The sequence below is a fragment of the Bradyrhizobium sp. OAE829 genome, from assembly GCF_040546575.1.
In the GTDB taxonomy this organism is placed as follows: domain Bacteria; phylum Pseudomonadota; class Alphaproteobacteria; order Rhizobiales; family Xanthobacteraceae; genus Bradyrhizobium.
Genome location: NZ_JBEPOE010000001.1, coordinates 7,582,449 through 7,597,858, shown reverse-complemented (window position 1 = coordinate 7,597,858; position 15,410 = coordinate 7,582,449). Strand labels below are relative to the sequence as shown.

The 15,410-nt window shown below is 59.7% G+C and carries 13 protein-coding genes; 4 read left to right on the top strand and 9 right to left on the bottom strand.

Translation table 11 applies throughout. The annotated features are described in order from the left end of the window. Positions 1 to 25 precede the first annotated feature (25 nt). The 3 genes from ABIE49_RS35995 to ABIE49_RS35985 are packed head-to-tail and all read right to left on the bottom strand — an operon-like array spanning position 26 to position 3,767. Positions 26 to 2,398, bottom strand: a complete 2,373-nt coding sequence (locus tag ABIE49_RS35995) for a xanthine dehydrogenase family protein molybdopterin-binding subunit (protein WP_192734561.1) — start codon at positions 2,396 to 2,398, stop codon at positions 26 to 28. Next, a complete protein-coding gene (locus ABIE49_RS35990) occupies positions 2,395 to 2,883 on the bottom strand; it encodes a (2Fe-2S)-binding protein (protein ID WP_192734755.1) in 489 nt (162 codons plus the stop codon). The genes ABIE49_RS35995 and ABIE49_RS35990 overlap by 4 nt, the downstream gene beginning before the upstream one ends. Positions 2,884 to 2,903: 20 nt before the next feature. Further along, positions 2,904 to 3,767 carry an FAD binding domain-containing protein gene (locus ABIE49_RS35985; protein WP_192734560.1) on the bottom strand — a complete coding sequence of 288 codons (864 nt, stop codon included), beginning with the start codon at positions 3,765 to 3,767 and terminating at the stop codon, positions 2,904 to 2,906. A 200-nt stretch (positions 3,768 to 3,967) separates the two neighbouring features. Here ABIE49_RS35985 and ABIE49_RS35980 point away from each other — a divergent pair, with 200 nt between their 5' ends. From ABIE49_RS35980 to ABIE49_RS35970, 3 genes are all read left to right on the top strand, one after another. Further along, positions 3,968 to 4,597, top strand: coding sequence for a TetR/AcrR family transcriptional regulator (locus tag ABIE49_RS35980; RefSeq protein ID WP_192734754.1), 630 nt, complete (start codon positions 3,968 to 3,970; stop codon positions 4,595 to 4,597). A 215-nt stretch (positions 4,598 to 4,812) separates the two neighbouring features. Next, positions 4,813 to 5,886 (top strand): sugar phosphate isomerase/epimerase family protein, encoded by a 1,074-nt coding sequence (locus ABIE49_RS35975; RefSeq protein ID WP_192734559.1) that lies wholly within the window; start codon positions 4,813 to 4,815, stop codon positions 5,884 to 5,886. Beyond that, on the top strand, positions 5,883 to 7,022 hold the full coding sequence (locus tag ABIE49_RS35970; RefSeq protein ID WP_192734558.1) for a Gfo/Idh/MocA family protein: 1,140 nt from the start codon (positions 5,883 to 5,885) through the stop codon (positions 7,020 to 7,022). The genes ABIE49_RS35975 and ABIE49_RS35970 overlap by 4 nt, the downstream gene beginning before the upstream one ends. Positions 7,023 to 7,133: 111 nt before the next feature. Here the strand turns inward: ABIE49_RS35970 and ABIE49_RS35965 are convergent, their stop codons facing one another. Together ABIE49_RS35965 and ABIE49_RS35960 are read right to left on the bottom strand one after the other, a co-directional pair. Continuing rightward, entirely contained in the window at positions 7,134 to 7,409 is a 276-nt protein-coding gene (locus ABIE49_RS35965) for a hypothetical protein (RefSeq protein ID WP_354067146.1), read from the bottom strand. Positions 7,410 to 7,535: 126 nt separating this feature from the next. Further along, a complete protein-coding gene (locus tag ABIE49_RS35960) occupies positions 7,536 to 7,775 on the bottom strand; it encodes a hypothetical protein (protein ID WP_192734557.1) in 240 nt (79 codons plus the stop codon). Between the two features lie 280 nt (positions 7,776 to 8,055). On the opposite strand from ABIE49_RS35960, the gene ABIE49_RS35955 reads away from it, so the two are divergent. Beyond that, complete coding sequence (locus ABIE49_RS35955) at positions 8,056 to 8,337, top strand: DUF3551 domain-containing protein (RefSeq protein WP_192734556.1); 282 nt, start codon at positions 8,056 to 8,058, stop codon at positions 8,335 to 8,337. Positions 8,338 to 8,397: 60 nt separating this feature from the next. Here ABIE49_RS35955 and ABIE49_RS35950 read toward each other — a convergent pair whose 3' ends face one another. The 4 genes from ABIE49_RS35950 to ABIE49_RS35935 form a co-directional block, all read right to left on the bottom strand. Then, positions 8,398 to 9,762, bottom strand: coding sequence for a sensor histidine kinase (locus tag ABIE49_RS35950; protein ID WP_192734555.1), 1,365 nt, complete (start codon positions 9,760 to 9,762; stop codon positions 8,398 to 8,400). A gap of 87 nt (positions 9,763 to 9,849) precedes the next feature. Beyond that, complete coding sequence (locus ABIE49_RS35945; protein ID WP_192734753.1) at positions 9,850 to 10,527, bottom strand: response regulator transcription factor; 678 nt, start codon at positions 10,525 to 10,527, stop codon at positions 9,850 to 9,852. Positions 10,528 to 10,883: 356 nt separating this feature from the next. Beyond that, on the bottom strand, positions 10,884 to 12,146 hold the full coding sequence (locus ABIE49_RS35940) for an efflux RND transporter periplasmic adaptor subunit (RefSeq protein WP_192734554.1): 1,263 nt from the start codon (positions 12,144 to 12,146) through the stop codon (positions 10,884 to 10,886). Further along, positions 12,143 to 15,334: an efflux RND transporter permease subunit gene (locus ABIE49_RS35935; protein ID WP_192734553.1), complete on the bottom strand. Its 3,192-nt coding sequence runs from the start codon at positions 15,332 to 15,334 to the stop codon at positions 12,143 to 12,145. The genes ABIE49_RS35940 and ABIE49_RS35935 overlap by 4 nt, the downstream gene beginning before the upstream one ends. Positions 15,335 to 15,410 lie beyond the last annotated feature (76 nt).

Sequence of the window (15,410 nt, the reverse complement as noted above, 5' to 3'; positions counted from 1 at the left end):
CGTTGAGTTAGTTCTGTCTTTCCAGCTAGATGTGTCCAAGCGCCTTCAGAATTCGTGCAGGGGTCATTGGCAACTGCGCGATCGAACCGCCGAATGGCGCCATCGCGTCGTTTACCGCGTTGAGTGCTGCCGCCGATGCGGCGGCGGTGCCGGCCTCACCGACGCCCTTCGCGCCTAGCTGGGTGTCGAGCGTCGGTGTCTCCACATGCCCGATCTCGATGTCAGGCATCTCGACGGCCATCGGAACGAGGTAATCGGCGAGCGAGCCATTGGTCAGCTGGCCATTGTCGCCGTACGCGCATTCCTCGAAGAACGCGGCGCCGAGCCCCTGAACGACGCCTCCGCGAATCTGCTCGTCAACCAGCAGCGGATTGACGATGCGCCCGCAATCTTCCACGACCCACACCTTCAGGATGTTGACGAGGCCGGTTTCGACGTCGAGTTCGAGGTGGCACCCCTGCACGCCATTGGTGAAGGCAAAGGGGTAGCCCTGCGGCGCGTAGTGATGGGTTACTGAAAGCTGGGCCTGGGTTCCGGGCGGCAACGTGTCCGACCGGAAGTAGACGATGCGCGCGATTTCGGCGAGTTCCACGCGCCGATGCATAGTTGCCGCATCGACGATCCAGCCATTCTGGATGTCGAGCCTCTCCGACGCCTCCTGCAGGATGGCCCCCGCAACCGAAAGTACATTTGCTTTCAGCTTCCTGGCAGCCTGCAATGCGGTTTCCCCGCCGATGCCGGCCCCACGGCATGCATAAGTGGCACCGCCATGCGGCGTCGTCTCGGTGTCGCCGGTAATGACCTTGATGCGATTGCGGTCGACACCGAGATGTTCGGCCACGATCTGCCCGATAATCGTTTCAGTGCCCTGCCCGAGTTCCGTCACCGAAATCAGGCAGCGAACATCGCCGGACGGCGTGATCTTGATGATCGCGCCGTCCTGCGAGGAAATCCGCGCACCACCGACGCCGTAGAATGCCGGGCCGGGATTGGTGATTTCGACGAACGTCGCGATACCGATGCCGCGATGAATACCCTTGGTCCGAAGCTGCGCCTGCTCGGCCCGCAACCGGTCGTAGTCCATCATCTGACGCAGCTTGGCGAGGCATGCATGGTGCGAGAGCGCTTCGAACTGGTAGCCCGTCGGCGACGTACAGGGATAGGCATCGTCGGGTATCAGGTTGACGCTGCGAATCTCGAAAACGTCGCGCGCCGTTCTCGCGGCGATCATGTCGACGAGTCGTTCGGTGACCGCGCAGGCGATCGGATGCCCGACGGCGCGGTACTGACTCATCTGCACCTTGTTCTGAAATACCACCTGCAGATCGGCGCGGTAATTCCTGAACGTGTAAGGCGCGCCCATCAACCGGTAAACCTGATTGCCCTCGACCACGCTGGTGCGTGGATAGGCGGAGAAGGCGCCGATGGCCGTCACATCCTCCACATCCATTGCGAGAATTTCGCCGCCGGCATCTGCCGCCATGCGAGCCCGGACGCGATGGTCCCTCGCATGGATGTCCGAGACGAACGATTCGATGCGGTCGGCTACGTACTTCACCGGACGACCCAGCATGATGCTGAGGCCGACCACGGCCATGTCCTCGTGGTACATGTGAAGCTTCATGCCGAACGAACCGCCGATATCGGGCGCGATCACCCGCACGCGTGATTCCGGAATGCCGTAATGGCGCGAATAGATGTCCTGGAACTGATAGGGCGTCTGCGTGGCGTGATGCACCGTCAGCTGCTGCTCGCTGGCGTCATAATCCGCGATGACCGCGCGCGGCTCCATGGTCACGGCAGTATGACGCCCGAAGTGAAACTCCTCCTCGACGATATGCGCGGCGTTGGCGAAGACGTCGTCCACCCCGCCGGTGTCGATCTTGCCGTGGAAGCAAAGATTGCTGCCCAGTTCAGGAGAGATGACAGGCGAACCGGGCACGCGGGCGGCGTCGATATCGACGACAGCTGGAAGTTCTTCGAACTCGACATGGACGGTCTCGGCAGCATCCTCGGCCAACGCCCTTGTATCCGCGACGACGGCGACCACCGCCTGCCCCGACCACACCACCTTGTCGACCGGCAATGGCAACTGCGGCGGCGATTTCATGCCCTTGAAATGCTCCATGGTCCCGACCCACGGCGTGCAGAGGCGTGCGAGATCTTTTCCCGTCGCAACCAGCTTCACCCCGGGCATCTCGCGCGCGGCTTGCGCATCGATCGAGACGATCCGCGCATGGGCGTAAGGGCTGCGCACATAGGCAACATGCAGCATGCGCGGCAGCACGATGTCGGTGACGTAACGGCCGCGGCCAGCCAGCAGCCGTTTGGCATTGGGCCGCGGGACCGAGCGGCCGATGTAGGAATTCGGACGATCGAGTGAGGTAAGTGCGTTCATGCGCTGGCTTCCCCACGCGTCTGCACGGTGAAGGCCGCGTCGCGGTCACGGGCGACGTTCTCGATCGCATCCACGATCGCTTCGTACCCGGTACAACGGCAATAATTCCCCGACAGCGCATCTCGGATCTCGTCGCGCGTGGGAATGCCGGGCTGCGACAGCAGGCTGTAAGCCGTCATCAGCATCCCCGGCGTACAGAAACCGCATTGCAAGGCATTACGCAGATGAAATGCATCCTGGAGATCGGCAATCGCTGCGCGTTCGGTCAGGCCTTCCACGGTCTCGATCACCGAGCCACCCGCCTGCACCGCGAACATCAGGCATGAATGCACGACCCGTCCATCAACGACGACCAGGCAAGCTCCGCAAACACCCATTTCACAGCCCGTATGGGTCCCGGTAAGCTCAAGCGTCTGGCGCAGGAAATCCGCCAGACTGCTGCGCGGCTCAACACCGCACGACACTCTGCTTCCATTGACCGTCATGCTGACATTGATCGGTTCGCTCACGAGTCCTGCCTCATGATCTGGCCGAGCAATCGCCCGAGAAGCACGCGTGCGAGGTGAAGCTTCATCGCGGGCGGCGCATGCTCATCCTCGGGTGGGTCGAGGTCGCTGCGGATCAACGCCTGTGCTGAGGCCACCGCGGCCGCATCAAATCGCTTACCGATCAAACATTGCTCGGCCTGTCGGGCACGCAGCGGCGTGTTTCCAACGGAAAAGAACACGATGCGGGCCTGCTCGACCAGATCGCCCGCGACCTCGAGCAGAATTCCGCAGCCGACAAGCGCATAGTCCCCGCGCCGACGGGCGAATTCACGAAAGGCCCATCGATGTCCCGACCGGATCACTGGCACGTGGATGGCGACGAGCAGCTCGCCGGGTTCGATGGCGGTCTGAAACAGATCGATGAAGAAGTCATCAGCGGCGACGCGGCGCGTTCCCGTGCGGCTGACGAGTTCCAGTTCGGCGTCCATCGCCAGTGTCATCGCCGGAAACTCCGACGCAGGATCGGAATGCGAGATGCTGCCGCCGATCGTGCCTCTGTTCCGGATCGCCGGATGGGCGACGTGCGGCGCCGCCGCGTGATAAAGCGGCGCGTGCCGGGCTATCAGCGGATCCGTCAGCACTTCGCAATGACGGGTGAGCGCGCCGATGCGCAGCCATTCCCCTCGTAGTTCAACGCCGCGAAGCGCCTCGATATGGGCAATGTCGATCAGCAGTTGCGGCGCTTGCAAACGCAAGGCGAGCGCCGGAACCAGACTCTGGCCACCGGCAACGTAGCTCGCCTCTTCACCCGCATCCGCGAACGTTTCGAGCGCCTCCATCACGGTGGAGGGCCTTGCGTAGCTGAATGCCCGCGCCTTCAAAGGGGAAACTCCCGGCTGTTTCATCCATCCCAAATTTGTGACCATTTGGTCTGAAATCTACATCACGCCGGTTTTTCGAAGTCAACTAAAAACGACCATTTGGTCACTATTGAGAAATGGAGTATCGATAGCGACCTCAAGGCGAACTGGAAATGGCAAAAAAAGAAGTTAAATCAACGAAGAAGCGACCACGCCGAAATATGCGGGCCGCGGAACGCGAGCGTTTCATCGTCGACGAGGCCGTGCGATTTTTTGCCGAGCAGGGATTTGGCGGACAAACGCGCGAGTTTGCCAAGCGCATGGGCATCACCCATTCCGCGATCTACCGCCACTTCCCGAGCAAAGAGGCTCTGATCGAGCGGGTCTATGAAGAGATCTATCTCAGCCGATGGTCGCCATCATGGAGCGACCTCATTCGCGACCGAAGCCTGCCGCTGCAGACGAGGCTGACGAGGTTCTATCTGGAGTATGTCGAGCGCGTCTTCGAATACAACTGGGTCAGGATATTCGTCTTCTCTGGAATGAAGTCTTTTGACATCACCAAACGCTATCTTGAGATCGTTCGAAAGGAAATTATCGAGCCCGCCTGCTGCGAGATGCGGCACGACCTCAAACTCCCCCCGATCGATGAAATAAAACTCTCGGAACGCGAGGTGGAAATGTTCTGGGGCTTGCATGGCCGCATCTTCTACATAGCCATCCGGCGTTTCGTCTATCAGACTCCGACGCCGACGCAGCTGGACGACGTCGTGGTTGACGCCGTCAGGCTGTTTCTCGAAGGCTCAAAGCTCCTGATGCCTGAGCTTGTCGCATCCAAGAGCAAGCCCTGATTTCGATGCGCTATTCGTTGGATGGCGCAGCAGACCCGCGGGCATGCGTGTAGCCGCGAAGATTGAAGCTGGTATGATCGCGCTCAATCGCGGGCTGATGTCGGATCCGGCCGCCCCGTGACCATGTTGCGCCGTGGGTCAAGAAGCAGAACTGCGGTGAGGTCCAGAGCGCGTCAGGCTCAGGCGTTTCAAGGACAAGACAGAGGAGATTGATCGTGCGCACCATCAAGGGACCGGCAATATTCCTGGCTCAGTTCGCCGGCGAAGCTCCTCCTTTCAATACGTTGGACAGCATATGCGCCTGGGCGGCGGGCCTTGGATACAAGGGCGTGCAGATCCCCAGCTGGGCTTCCAGCTTCATCGACCTGGAAAAGGCAGCGACGTCGAAAACATATGCGGACGAACTGCGTGGCACAGCCAATCGCCATGGGCTCGAGATTTCTGAATTGTCGACGCACCTTCAGGGACAACTGGTCGCTGTGCATCCGGCATACTCCGGTGCTTTTGATGGCTTTGCGCCGACTGCAGTCCATGGGGATTCCTCCGCCCGGACAGCGTGGGCCATTCAACAGTTGAAATGGGCGGCAAAAGCTTCGAGCAACCTTGGTCTGAATGCCCACGCAACCTTTTCGGGCGCGTTCGCATGGCCTTTCATCTACCCCTGGCCGCAACGCCCAGCTGGCCTGATCGAAGATGCCTTTAGTGAACTTGGCCGCCGATGGTTACCAATTCTCGATGAGTTCGATCGCAACGGCGTCGATGTTTGCTATGAATTGCACCCGGGCGAGGATCTACATGACGGGGCGACTTTCGAAATGTTCCTCGATCAAGTGAACAACCACGTTCGCGCCAATATTCTTTACGACCCAAGCCATTTTGTGCTGCAACAACTCAAATATCTCGATTTCATCGATATCTATCACCAGCGGATCAAGGCGTTTCACGTCAAGGATGCCGAATTCAATCCAACCGGCAGGCAGGGAGTCTATGGAGGATTTCAGTCGTGGGTTAACCGCGCCGGACGTTTCCGATCGATTGGAGACGGTCAGGTCGACTTTCGGTCGATCTTTTCGAAGCTCACGGCCTACGACTACGCGGGATGGGCCGTGCTGGAGTGGGAATGCGCGCTGAAGCATCCGGAGGATGGCGCCCGAGAGGGAGCCCGGTTGATCTCCGACTACATCATACGGGTCACCGAGCGAGCTTTCGATGACTTTGCAAGCTCCGGCATAAACAGGGAAGCAAATCTGACAATGCTTGGTCTGCCGCCAGATGAGGGCATGTCATGAGGGACGGTGCGAGGTCGCGGATTCGATTGGGAATGGTCGGTGGCGGGATCGGAGCCTTCATCGGCTACGTCCACCGAATTGCATCGCGAATTGACGACGATTATGAACTGGTTGCGGGTGCTTTGTCTTCCGATCCTGATCGAGCTCAAGAATCTGGTAGAAGGATTGGGCTGGCCGAAGACCGAATCTATGCGAGCTTTGCCGAAATGGCGGCGAAAGAGGCTGCCCGTGAAGACGGCATTCAGGCCGTCTCAATCGTTACACCCAATCACCTGCATTTTGCGCCAGCCAAGGCATTTCTTGAGGCTGGAATTCATGTGATCTGCGACAAGCCGCTTACGTCAACGCTCGATGACGCTCGTGCGCTGGCCAAAATCAAGCCAAAGAATGGCGCGAAGTTTCTATTGACGCACAATTACACGGGCTATCCTTTGGTACGACAAGCGCGTGCCATGGTGGCGAATGGTGATCTCGGCAAGATTCGCGTCGTTCAAGTCGAGTACGCGCAAGATTGGCTAACTCGCCACCTTTCAAGCAAGCAGGCGGATTGGCGCACGGATCCTGCTCGTTCAGGACAAGGCGGTGCTATCGGAGATATCGGTACGCACGCCTATAACCTTGCACGGTTTGTCACGGGTTTGAAAACGGCAGCCGTAAGTGCGGACCTGTCGACTTTCGTGGAGGGCAGACCGCTCGATGATAACGTGCACATACTGCTGCGGTTTGAAGGCAACGCGCGCGGGATGCTGTGGGCCAGCCAAGTTGCCTTAGGCTGCGAAAACGGTCTGCAGCTGCGCGTTTACGGGGAAAAGGCCGGGCTTGAATGGCGCCAGGAAAATCCGAACCAGATGTGGTTCACCGAATTTGGCAGGCCCCGGCAACTTCTGACGCGAGGCGGCGCCATCTCTGGTGACGCTCCTCCGATTCAGGTTCGACTGCCGGGCGGACACCCCGAAGGTTATCTCGAGGCGTTCGCCACACTTTATAGTCAGTTTGCTCAGCTGATCCGATCGGGAGACGCTGCCTGTCCCGACCTGCCCTCGCTCGCTGACGGAGTCGAGGGAATGGAATTCATCGCCGCCGCAGTCCGATCGAGTAACAATCAGAGCATGTGGACAAGCCTCAGCGACGTGTAAGGCCCGCCGCTGAATCCAGCACCAAAGGACTCACGATGTCGGCATCGTGGCAGGACTGACCACGTTGACGCGGATATCCACCGCCACTTCTGGGTAAATTCCGTATGAGGCCTAGCTGGGTGACCATTTTCCTCGACCGGCCAGCCCTGGACCAGCGTGTTCCATTCTCGCATAGGCATTGCTTGATGCATACGCATTGACGGCACCGCCGGACAGCTCCAGCCCCATTCTGCCGGCAGGAGTTAACGCGCCTCCATTCAGCACATCCCGGTTCGGGAACATCGCCTGAAACGCTCCGGGTTCTGAGATTGCAGCTTGCGCAAGTGCCGGGGTTATCGAAACGGTCGATAGCAGAGCTACCGCGACGAATGCTTTGATTCTGGTCATGGTGTTCTCCATTTTTTCTTCTGCGAGAATTCGAGCTGGCGCCTGGAAGCGCGGCGGCACCGTACGACCGCATCCGGGCGCCAGGGCGGCCCGAAGATCTGCCCTGGCGCTCCGCCGCATCTCGACTCAGTACGGCCCGGGTTCGCAGGGGATATTGTCACCGGTCCAGGGTGCCGTAGCAAATGCGCCGACGCGCGGCGCCGGGATGCAGACCTGGCCATCAACATACCGAGCGGCGGCAGGGTCGCTCGCGTTGACGTTCTCTGTAGCATGCTGTCTGGCCATATGATTGTCGCGAGCCATGACAGGTGTTGCGAGCATGGCGGCAGCAATCATTCCAGCCGACAGGAGCTTGATTGTGGTCATTTCAACTTCTCCATTATGCGTGAAGGACGCCAAGGACATTTTGGCTTCCACTATTCAGATGTGGATCTCTGCGAGAGTTTTAAACGGCACGCTTGCTCACGATCATTCAACGCGTCGTGAGGCATGAGCGCTATGACTTCGGACTCTGATCACACGACGATTGCAAAACCGTTCAAGACTTCGCGGCGATCGCAAACGGGAGAATGAATTTTTTTATAATCGATTTCGTCGCCGCCGCGCTCCACATTAGGATTGCCACAAGACAAAATGGACAAGACCCATGAAAAGTATTCGGAGCATCGCGATTGCCTCGACAATCGCTTTTTCAGCCCTGGTGTTCGCCTCGGTCACCGCGTCAGTGGCGGAGGCCGGGCCGATCGTTTCAACGGGTCACTATTGCCTGTCATATGATGAGGGCGGGACGGATTGCAGTTTTACAAGCTATTCGCAGTGCCTCGCGACCGCTTCAGGTATTGGCGCGGAATGCTACGGCACGACTTTTCGCAACGACGCTGCCGACGGCTTCCCGGCTGCTCGGCACCCCAAGTCTCAAGGCTCGTGACTGAGGGACGCCCGGGATCTAAGCATTGTCCTGCAGGCAGTGACGACGCTGCTGCCCGGATCAATCCGGTTGATCGGGACAGGCAATCTCCACGTGGCAACCCGGCCCGGAATGGATCGTCATGCGAAAGCCATGTAGCTTTACGATCGCGGCGACCAGATTGAGACCAAGGCCGACACCCGGTGTATTTCGTATCTTGTCGGAGCGATAAAATCGCCTCAGCACGGCCTCCTGTTCTTGTTCACCGATACCGCAGCCGGTATCGGTCACGCGAATAACGGGCTCGCTGCCGTCGCAAAGCAGCTTGATGCTCACTTTGCCGCCTTCCGGCGTGAATTTGATGGCGTTGTCGACCAGGTTGGCAACCGCCTCAATCAGCAAGTCACGATCGCCGCGCACGGTGAGAGGCCGCTCCACCTCGACCTGCAACGCGATGTCCTTGTTCTCGGCGATCGGCTCATAGATGTCATGCACCTCGCGCAGCATGTCGTGAAGGTTGACGTCGCCAAACCCAGCGGACCGCCGGCTGTTTTCGATCTCCGCCAACCGCAACAGCGCGGTTATGATCGTCAGCGACTGATCGATGCCGGCGATGGCCTTGTCAACAACCGCCTGAAGCTGCTCCAGCGACGTTGCGTTGGTACGCCCGCGTTCAAGCGCAAGACGGGCACGCGTGAGCGGCGTCCGCAAGTCATGGGCAATATCGTTTCCGACACCCGCCAGCGCATGGATCATCGTCTCCATTTCATCAAGCATGCCATTGACGATGATCGCAAGCTTCGAAAACGGATCGTCGACGGTACGGTGCGGCAGCCGCTCGCGCAGGTCTCCGGCGATGATACGCTGAACCCGTTGATTGACTTCCTCGACGCGTTTCTGCGTACGCACGCTAAGCCATGCGCCGGCCAGCAGGCAGAGACAGAATCCGGGCAGCAGGCCGAGCGCGAGCGCCTGCCCCACGACACGGGAAATTTCCCTGGCCTCATCGACATTTCGCCCGATGAACAGCACGTCGCCGTTTCGCATCCGTCGCGCAATCGCACGCACCGCCTGATGTTCCCGGCCGCCTCGATCTATCCTGATAATGTCGACGCCTTGCGGCGGCGCATCGATCTTGAGTTCGGCGGGCAGACTCTCCAGATTGCCGGTGATCCGGCGACCGTCGGCGGCAAAGATCGCTGCGAGTTGCACGCCGCGGGGATCCTGCCTCAAGCGCTCGTCGATCGCTTCGAGCCGCCGCTCTGGCGTCAGCTCGGATAGCCCGTCAATGTGCGCCGATATCACGCGGTCGGACCGCACGATCAGATAGTCATCGATCGTCCAGTAGATGAATCCAAACAATGCCAGGATGAAGGCGGCAAGCACGCCTGCCACCATCAGCGTCCAGCGAAACGTATTCGAGCGCGCGAACTGCAAGTTAAGCATCGGATTTCCGTCGCCCGAGGTTCTCAGCCGATACCAGTATAGGCCGCTATCGACAGCGCATCACCCCGGGGCAAACGGTCGATCGCCTCAGGACACAGCCCTAAGAATGAAGCCCGCGCCACGCACGTTGTGGATCATCGGCGCATCACCGGACCCATCTACCTTGTGACGAAGGCGTCCCATATGCACGTCCACAAGGTTGGTCGCGGGAACGAACTTGTAGTTCCAGACCTCTTCCAACAGCATGGCTCGTGTGAGCAATTGATCGGCGCGCCGCATCATGTACTCCAGCAGGCGAAACTCACGCGGCAACAACTCGATCGCACGATCTCCGCGTTTTGCGGTACGTTCAATCAGGTCGATCTCCAGCATCCCTACCTTGAGCGTGGTCTCGCGTGATTCCGCAGGCCGCCGCAGCAACGCTTCCATTCGGGCGACAAGTTCAACAATCGCGAACGGCTTCGTCAGGTAATCGTCGCCCCCCATTCGCAGCCCCCGGACGCGGTCGTCGACCGCGCCCAGCGCACTCAACACCAGCACGGGCGTGCGTACCTGTTCCTTTCTCAAGGTCTCGATAACGGTGAGACCGTCCATTCCGGGCAACAGCCGGTCGACGATCATCGCATCAGGCTGCGACGAGCGCGCCTTGTCGAGGCCCTCGATCCCGTTGCCTGACCATTCAACATCAAAACCACGATCCGCCAGTTCGGCCTTGATTTCCTCAGCCGTTTCAGCGTCGTCTTCGATTAGGAGCACTTTTGCCATATGCCGCTTCTCGATTGCCGCAAAGCCATGCGCGTCCGGCAAGCCGGAAGCCTGACGTCTGCCAACTGCTATCAATGCCATAAGGTCAACCACTTGCAATGCCAAGGCCTTGCCCGGAACTGGATTCTCCGCCCGAATTTTACCTTAAGAGCCGGACGGCACCGCCAGCCTCACCGGGGGAATGAGGCGTGGCGTGCGCCGTCCGCTCGGCGGCCAGGAGAGACACCCCCCATGGTACAAGCGGGGTGAGCCGCACGCAGGTGGATATAGTCGCGATAGATCGGCCGCACCATTAAATAGGATTTTAGGATCGGCCGCCGGATGAGGCTGTTGCCTGCCTCACCCGGTCTTGAGAGTCAGGATACCTGTGTCACCTGGAGCCTGGTGCGCACCTTGCTGCCTTCAACCAAATCGACAGCGGGATTGAGGATGACCTGATCGCTCGGCTTGACACCGCTGTTGACCTCGACCTGCTGCCCGAGGTCGCGCACCACCGTCACCTTGCGCAGATGCACGACGCCATTCTCGACCACCGCAACTTGCAGCCCATCTTTATTGAAGATGACGGCGTCGGCGGAGACCGTGAAGCTTGGCGTCTTGCGCGGAATATGCAGTTCGATCGTGCAGTAGATCCCGGGGGCCAGCGCCCCGTCGGGATTGGGGATGTCGATTTCGGTCAGCAGGGTCCGGGAGCCTGGTTGCAACGCATCGGCTATCCGCGTCACCTTGCCGGGAAAGCTGCGATCCGGGATCTCGGGTACGTGCACGACGGCCTCAATTCCCGGTCGCAGCCCAAAGGCTTCGTCCTGCGGCACGAAAACCTGGGTCCGGATGACATTGCCTTGCATGATGGTGAACATGAAGGTGCCGCTGGTCGTATCGGCCTGCACGAGGCTGCCGATATCGATGTTGCGCTGGGTGATCACGCCATCAAACGGGGCGACAACGTGCTGATAGAGCTTCTGTTGATGCAACACCTGCAACTGGGCTTCCTCAGCCACCACGTTGGCCTGTGCAACGGAGACGCCAGCCTCCTGCGCCTTCAGGGTCTGAACGTCGGTAGTGCCCTGCTGCGCGGTCAGCCAGCCCTGCTTCACCAGCGGACCGTCACGATCCCAGGTCACCTTGGCGAGTTCGCGGTTTGCCTCGGCCTGCTGCAAGGCTGCCTTGAACTGGCCGAGCGTCGCCTCGGCTTGGGCGATCTGGTGATCGAGTTCGGGAGCCACGATTTCGGCCAGCAACTGACCCGCCTTCACCCGGTCGCCGATATCGACCTCGCGCTTGTCGATATAACCACTGGCGCGGGCAAAAATATTGGCAACCGAGAACGCCGATGTGGTCGCCGGCAGACTGACAATCTCCGTGCCGGTGCTGGCTTGCACCGCCGCAACGCGAACCTGCGGGACAAATTCCAGGCTTTGTTTCGCCGTCGTAACCACCTGGCGATGCTGCGCGTAATGGTTCCACGCCCCGCAAGCCAGCGCCGTCATCAGAACGAGGGCAAGCCCGACACCCGAAAGCAAGCCAGCCCGTCGTCTCTTGCCGGGCGGCAGGCTTGCCGGCCCGGCCTCATGACCGCTCTCCGGCGGCTCAACATCCAAAGGACGATTGAAGTTCATTCCAGCACCTCGTCAAATACCCCGTGATGTACTTTGCCGTCGTTGCCTTTGCGCAGCATGGCGAAGAGATACGGCACGACCAGCAGCGTCGTCGGTGTTGCGAACAGCAACCCGCCGATCACCGCGCGCGCCAATGCAGCGTTCTGCTCTTCTCCCGGCGCGCCGATCGCCATCGGAATCATACCGACGATCATGGCGGCAGCCGTCATCAGCACCGGCCGAATCCGCGTATGTCCGGCCTCGATGGCCGCCTCGAACGCCGTCTTGCCCCCAAGCTGTTGCTCGCGGGCAAACGTCACGAGCAGAATGGAGTTTGCCGATGCGACGCCGACCGCCATGATCGCTCCCATCAGGGACGGCACGTTGAGCGTGGTCCCGGTGATGAACAGCATGGTGAGGATTCCGCATAACGTCGCCGGCAACGCCAGGATAACGACGAAGGGATCACCGAAATTCTGGTAATTCACGACCATCAGCAAATAGACAAACACCGCCGCGAACAGCAGCCCGATGCCGAGATCGAGAAACGCCCCGTTCATGCTCTGGATCTGGCCAATCACCTGGATGGTGTTACCGGGCTTGAGTTGCTTCTGCAGGTCCGTCACGATGCTGCCGATCTGGCCGGCTACACCGCCGAGATCACGACCCTGGACGCTGGCATAGACTTCATAGACCGGCTGGACGTTGGCCTGGTTGCTGTTGGTGGGAACGCTGCCACGCCTGAACGTTGTCACGTTGCTGAGCAGGCCCGGCACGGGAACGTCGGTCAAGGATGACGAAATCCCGCTGGAAACCGGCGTATTGCGCAGATCGTTCAGCGACGTGATCCTGCTCTCGGGTGTCTGGACCGCGAGATAATACGGAATACCCGATTTGGGATCGGTCCAGAAATTCGGTGTAACCTGTTCCGAGGAACTCAGGCTGACATTGACGTTGGTTGCGATGGTATTCGCATTGAGCCCGAGCTGGGCTGCGCGCGTGCGATCGATATCTGCATAGAACGCCGGTGCATCGACTTCCTGCTGCAGGTGCGCATCCGCGATCCCCGGTATGGCCGCGATTCGCCGACGCAGTTCGTTCGCAACGCGGAGATTGTTGTCCTTGTCGTATCCCACGGTGCGGACGTCGATTTGCGCCGGCAGACCGAAGTTGAGGATCTGGGTAACGATGTCTGCGGCCTGGAAATAGAACGTGTCTTCGGGGAACGCGGCAGGCAGAGCCTCCCTCAGCTTGCGCGCATATTCGCTGGTCGGCTTGTGACCGTCCTTCAGCGATACCAGAATGACGCCGTCATTGACGCCGATGGTCGAGCCGTCCGTGAACGCCAGATTGTAGGCCCGCGCCGGCAGTCCGATATTGTCCACAATCAGGTCCCGTTGGTCTTCAGGTATGATTTCACGAATCTTGTCCTCGACCTCCTGAAAGATCTTTTCCGTGGCCTCGATCCGCGTTCCGGCAGGCGCGCGCACATGAAGCTGTATCTGTCCACCGTCGATGGCCGGAAAGAAGTCGCGGCCGACGAGCGGAAATGTGACGGCTCCAAGCCCAAGCAGCAGCAACATGAACATCGGAATGACGTAACGATGCTTGATGAGTACAGCGAGCGAACTCGAATAGCGGTGGCGCATGGCCTCGAAGTTGCGCTCAAACGCGGCATGGAAACGGGCAAACAAGCCGGCCTTTGTCGCATCCACTGGGCCGTGATTTTCGCCCTTGAGCAACAAGCCGATGACGATAGGCGTCAGCGTTCGAGACAGGCCGTAGGACGCCAGCATTGCGAATACCACCGCCAGGCCCAGCGGCGTAAACAGATATTTCGCCGGCCCTTCGAGGAACACCACCGAGGTAAAGACGCAGCTGATGGCCAGCGTCGACACCAGCGTTGGAATGGCGATACCGGCGGCGCCGTGCAGCGTGGCCTGCGGCAGGGGCATTCCCTCTTCGGTAAGCAGCCGATGGGTATTCTCGATCGTGACCGTGGAATCGTCCACCAGAATGCCGACCGCCAGCGCAAGTCCGCCGAGCGTCATCGTATTCAACGTCTCACCGAGAAAATACAGCACGACCAACGAAGTGAGGATCGATAGCGGAATCGAGATCATGACCACCAGCGTCGAACGCCACGATCCCAGGAATACAAGGATCATCAGCGCCGTAAGGCCCGCGGCGATTGCGCCCTCACGCAAGACACCGGCAACCGATTGTTTCACGAACACCGACTGGTCAAACAGCTCGTTGATCTGCATCCCGGGGGGCGCAGCGGCGCGCGCTGTTTTCAAGGCATTGTGCACGGCATTGACGACGCTCAGTGTCGAGGCATTGCCGTTCTTGATGATACTGAGCAGGACGGAGTGGCGGCCATTCTGCCGCACCACGTTTTGCTGCACCAACCAGCCATCATGGACCTGGCCGACGTCCTTTACGAAGATCGTGGCCCCATTGACGACCTTGACTGGAATATTGTTGAGGTCATCGATGGTCGCGGGCGTCGCGTTGGTGCGGACGGCATACTGCGTGCTACCGAATTTTGCCGTTCCTGCCGGCAGCGTCAGGTTCTGCGTGTTGACTGCATTGACGACATCAAGCGGCGTAAGCCCCTTGGCGAGCAGCTTCGAGGGGTCCAGATCGACCATGATCTGGCGATATTTTCCGCCGGTGGGCGTCGGGAGCGTGATGCCCGGTATCGGCGCCAGCTGTTGGCGGATGCGATAGATGCCGTAATCATAGAGCTGTTGCTCGTTGAGGGTGTCGGAACTCAAGCTGATCTGCAACACCGGCACGCTTGACGCGTTGAACTGCACCACCAGAGGGGCCTGGATGCCTGGCGGCAACAGTGCACGGATGGCGTTGGTTGCCGAGACAATCTGGGCAATCGCGAGGTCGAGATTGACGTCCGGCTGAAAGTAGATCTTCTGCACCGAAAGTCCGGCCAGCGTCTGCGCCTCGATGTTCTTGATACCATTGACGTTCGAGCTGATGGCGTACTGGCTGTAAGTGGTGACGCGCTGCTCCATCTCCGGCGTACTCAGACCGGTATAGCTCCAGATCACTGTCACGACGGGGATATTGATTTCCGGAAAGACGTCGGTCGGCATCTCCCGGCATGCGACGACGCCCAGAAACAGGATCAGGGCGGCGACCACATAAAACGTGTGCGGAAATCTCAGGGCGAAGCGAACGATACCCATCCATCCATCCTCAGCTACGTGTCCGGCTGGGCCTGGCCGCTCGGCCGGCTCCGCTTGTTCATTTCAACGACACAGC

Bases quoted from the DNA above. Each gene is read 5' to 3' on its own strand.
- ABIE49_RS35990 (WP_192734755.1), bottom strand. From the start codon at position 2,883: ATGACGGTCAATGGAAGCAGAGTGTCGTGCGGTGTTGAGCCGCGCAGC.
- ABIE49_RS35945 (WP_192734753.1), bottom strand. From the start codon at position 10,527: ATGGCAAAAGTGCTCCTAATCGAAGACGACGCTGAAACGGCTGAGGAA.
- ABIE49_RS35960 (WP_192734557.1), bottom strand. From the start codon at position 7,775: ATGACCACAATCAAGCTCCTGTCGGCTGGAATGATTGCTGCCGCCATG.
- ABIE49_RS35935 (WP_192734553.1), bottom strand. From the start codon at position 15,334: ATGGGTATCGTTCGCTTCGCCCTGAGATTTCCGCACACGTTTTATGTG.
- ABIE49_RS35980 (WP_192734754.1), top strand. From the start codon at position 3,968: ATGCGGGCCGCGGAACGCGAGCGTTTCATCGTCGACGAGGCCGTGCGA.
- ABIE49_RS35965 (WP_354067146.1), bottom strand. From the start codon at position 7,409: ATGACCAGAATCAAAGCATTCGTCGCGGTAGCTCTGCTATCGACCGTT.
- ABIE49_RS35955 (WP_192734556.1), top strand. From the start codon at position 8,056: ATGAAAAGTATTCGGAGCATCGCGATTGCCTCGACAATCGCTTTTTCA.
- ABIE49_RS35950 (WP_192734555.1), bottom strand. From the start codon at position 9,762: ATGCTTAACTTGCAGTTCGCGCGCTCGAATACGTTTCGCTGGACGCTG.
- ABIE49_RS35995 (WP_192734561.1), bottom strand. From the start codon at position 2,398: ATGAACGCACTTACCTCACTCGATCGTCCGAATTCCTACATCGGCCGC.
- ABIE49_RS35940 (WP_192734554.1), bottom strand. From the start codon at position 12,146: ATGAACTTCAATCGTCCTTTGGATGTTGAGCCGCCGGAGAGCGGTCAT.
- ABIE49_RS35970 (WP_192734558.1), top strand. From the start codon at position 5,883: ATGAGGGACGGTGCGAGGTCGCGGATTCGATTGGGAATGGTCGGTGGC.